The following is a 2155-nucleotide window of genomic DNA, read 5'->3' as shown; positions in this document are numbered from 1 at the left end:
CCGGCCTCGATGGACTCCGGCGATCGCCCGGATTCCAGTGCGGCGATGCGGGCTCGTAGCTGGCGGTTTTCGTCTTGTAGCTTGCCGTGGTCGCCGGTCAGCCATGGGTCGTTTTCCCACCAGTTGATGCCGACCTCGCGGGCGGTTTCCAGGGAGGCGATCACCAGCCGCAGCTTGATGGTGAGCAGTTCGATGTCGAGCAGGTTGACTTGGATGTCTCCGGCGATGACGAGTCCTTTGTCCAGGACCCGCTCGAGGATGTCGCCGAGGTTGGCGGGCTGGGAGCCGGTGGCACCGAGCCCGCTTTGGGGCCGGGTGACCGGCTGGCCTGAAACCATGTCAGCTCCCCTCGCTGCCGGTGCCCGATTTGCCGCGGGCGTAGCGGCGTGTGCGGTGGAACGCGAGCAGGTCGCCTTCCTCGTCCAGCTCGATCTCGTAGAGGGCCAGGATGTCGGCGGAGGAGGGGATGCGATGTTCCTCGATCACTTCGACTTCCACGACCCAGCCGTCCTCGACCGGTTCGATCGACGTGACGCCCACGGGCTCGCTGGTGACCAGCTCGCCCAGCTGACGCACCGCCGCGGCGGCCGCGGTCGAGGCGACCAGCCCGTCGCGTGTGGCGCGACGGGGGGCCGGGGCCCGCCCGTCACCCTTCGCGGCTGCCATCGGCGCTCACCTCTTCCTGTCGTCGCGGCGGCGCGCGGGTCGGCGCGGTGACCCGGTGAGCCGGTTGAGGGCCTGTTGCTGTGCCTCGGCTTCGTCCTCGGCGGAGATCTCGCCGGCGGCTCGTGCGTGCTCGATGGCCTCCAGTTCGCGCCGGACCGAGGCGGGGTCGTGGAGTTCTTCCTCGACCCGCTGCCGGATCAGCTCGCCCAGGGCGAGGACCCCGCGCACCGGTGCCAGCGGCAGCCCGAGGATCCCGGTCACCAAACCCATGGCGTTACTCCGGTATCCGGGTGACGACGAAGTCGTAGGCGGCGAGCGGGCCGAGCAGGCGGACCTCGACGCGGCCCTGCCATTCCTGGGCGAGCTGGTCGATCACGGCTTCCAGCTCGTCCTGCCGCTCGGTCTCGGCCAGCACGGCCAGGTGCACCGCCTCTTCCTCGTGGGTCGGCTGGCGTGGTGCGAGCTGCACGACCGATTCGGCCAGCGCGTCGGCCACCCGCTGGGTGTCGAGGGCCCGCTTGGCCTCGATGGCTTGGGTGATCTGCTCGCCCAGCGCCATGCGTTCGTTACGGGTGGCGTCCTCGGGTTTGCCCCGGATCGCCTCGGCCAGCTGCGCCATCCGGTCGTTCTCGGACAGGATCTCCCGCAGGATGGCCCGCTCGTCGTAGCGCGCCCGGACGAGGTACTCCGCCTTGCCCTCCAGCTGCTCGAGGGCGGCGGTGAAGTCGTCGCGGTTGGCGTCGAGCAGCTCGTCGACCACGGCCTGTTCGTCGGTGACCACGGCCCCGAAGCGCAGCGGCAGCACCGGCAGTTCGGCGGCCGCCGCGTCCAGCAGCCGGGCGTGCGCCGAGAGGTCCTGGGGCCGGCCCAGTGGTGCGTCCCGGGGGATTTCGCTGACGAGCGCGGCGATCGGGCCGCTGGGCACGGTGCTCACCTCGGCCGGTGGGTCACCGACTCCGCGCGTGTCGTCGTCGATGTCGACGTCGGCGGGCAGGATGCCGTAGACGTAGATCGCCGTCTCGGTTCCGGTGTCGGTGTCGTCGGTGTTGGTGTCGGTGTCGGTGGTCACTCGCGTCACCGTCCCTTCCGGCCGCGGCTGACGGGTTCTTCCTCGTCCTCGTCGGCGCCGAGGATGTCGCGCAGCTTGTCCCCGGCCGCCTCGAGCGCGCCGCGGGTCTTGGCCTTGCTACCGCCGGAGGTCACGTCCTCCAGCAGGTCGGGCAGGCCCTTCTGCTCGGTGCCCGAGATGTCGAGCCGGTTCACCGCTTCGGCGAACCGCAGGTAGGTATCGACGCTGGCCACCACGACCCGGGCGTCGATCGTCAGCAGCTCGATGCCCACCAGGGACACCCGCACGTAGGCGTCGATCACGAGCCCCTTGTCCAGGATCGTGTCGATCACGTCGGCGAGACTGCTGGAGGACGGCCGATCGAGACCGCCACCCCCACCGGAGGGCTGTACAGCTGTGGTCATCGGTTGCTCCCTCGAC

5 protein-coding genes are annotated in these 2155 nt (G+C 70.3%); all 5 read right to left on the bottom strand.

Annotated elements, in window-relative coordinates; genetic code table 11:
* On the bottom strand, positions 1 to 338 hold a 338-nt coding region (locus AB0F91_RS47080; RefSeq protein WP_360609029.1), incomplete at its 3' end, for a gas vesicle protein.
* A gap of 1 nt (position 339) precedes the next feature.
* On the bottom strand, positions 340 to 666 hold the full coding sequence (gene gvpO, locus AB0F91_RS47075) for a gas vesicle protein GvpO (protein WP_360609027.1): 327 nt from the start codon (positions 664 to 666) through the stop codon (positions 340 to 342).
* A gap of 6 nt (positions 667 to 672) precedes the next feature.
* A complete protein-coding gene (locus tag AB0F91_RS47070; protein ID WP_360609025.1) occupies positions 673 to 936 on the bottom strand; it encodes a gas vesicle protein GvpG in 264 nt (87 codons plus the stop codon).
* A gap of 4 nt (positions 937 to 940) precedes the next feature.
* Positions 941 to 1735: a GvpL/GvpF family gas vesicle protein gene (locus AB0F91_RS47065; protein ID WP_360609023.1), complete on the bottom strand. Its 795-nt coding sequence runs from the start codon at positions 1733 to 1735 to the stop codon at positions 941 to 943.
* Positions 1736 to 1740: 5 nt separating this feature from the next.
* Complete coding sequence (gene gvpJ / locus AB0F91_RS47060; RefSeq protein ID WP_360609021.1) at positions 1741 to 2139, bottom strand: gas vesicle protein GvpJ; 399 nt, start codon at positions 2137 to 2139, stop codon at positions 1741 to 1743.
* Between the last annotated feature and the right edge of the window lie 16 nt (positions 2140 to 2155).

Origin of the sequence: Amycolatopsis sp. NPDC023774, assembly GCF_040639695.1 — a bacterium.
Taxonomy (GTDB): domain Bacteria; phylum Actinomycetota; class Actinomycetes; order Mycobacteriales; family Pseudonocardiaceae; genus Amycolatopsis.
Note: the sequence above shows the minus strand (reverse complement) of the source record. Positions and strands in the feature narration are given on the sequence as shown.

Coding starts and splice junctions, on each gene's coding strand:
- AB0F91_RS47070 (WP_360609025.1), bottom strand. CDS start 936: ATGGGTTTGGTGACCGGGATCCTCGGGCTGCCGCTGGCACCGGTGCGC.
- gvpO (WP_360609027.1), bottom strand. CDS start 666: ATGGCAGCCGCGAAGGGTGACGGGCGGGCCCCGGCCCCCCGTCGCGCC.
- gvpJ (WP_360609021.1), bottom strand. CDS start 2,139: ATGACCACAGCTGTACAGCCCTCCGGTGGGGGTGGCGGTCTCGATCGG.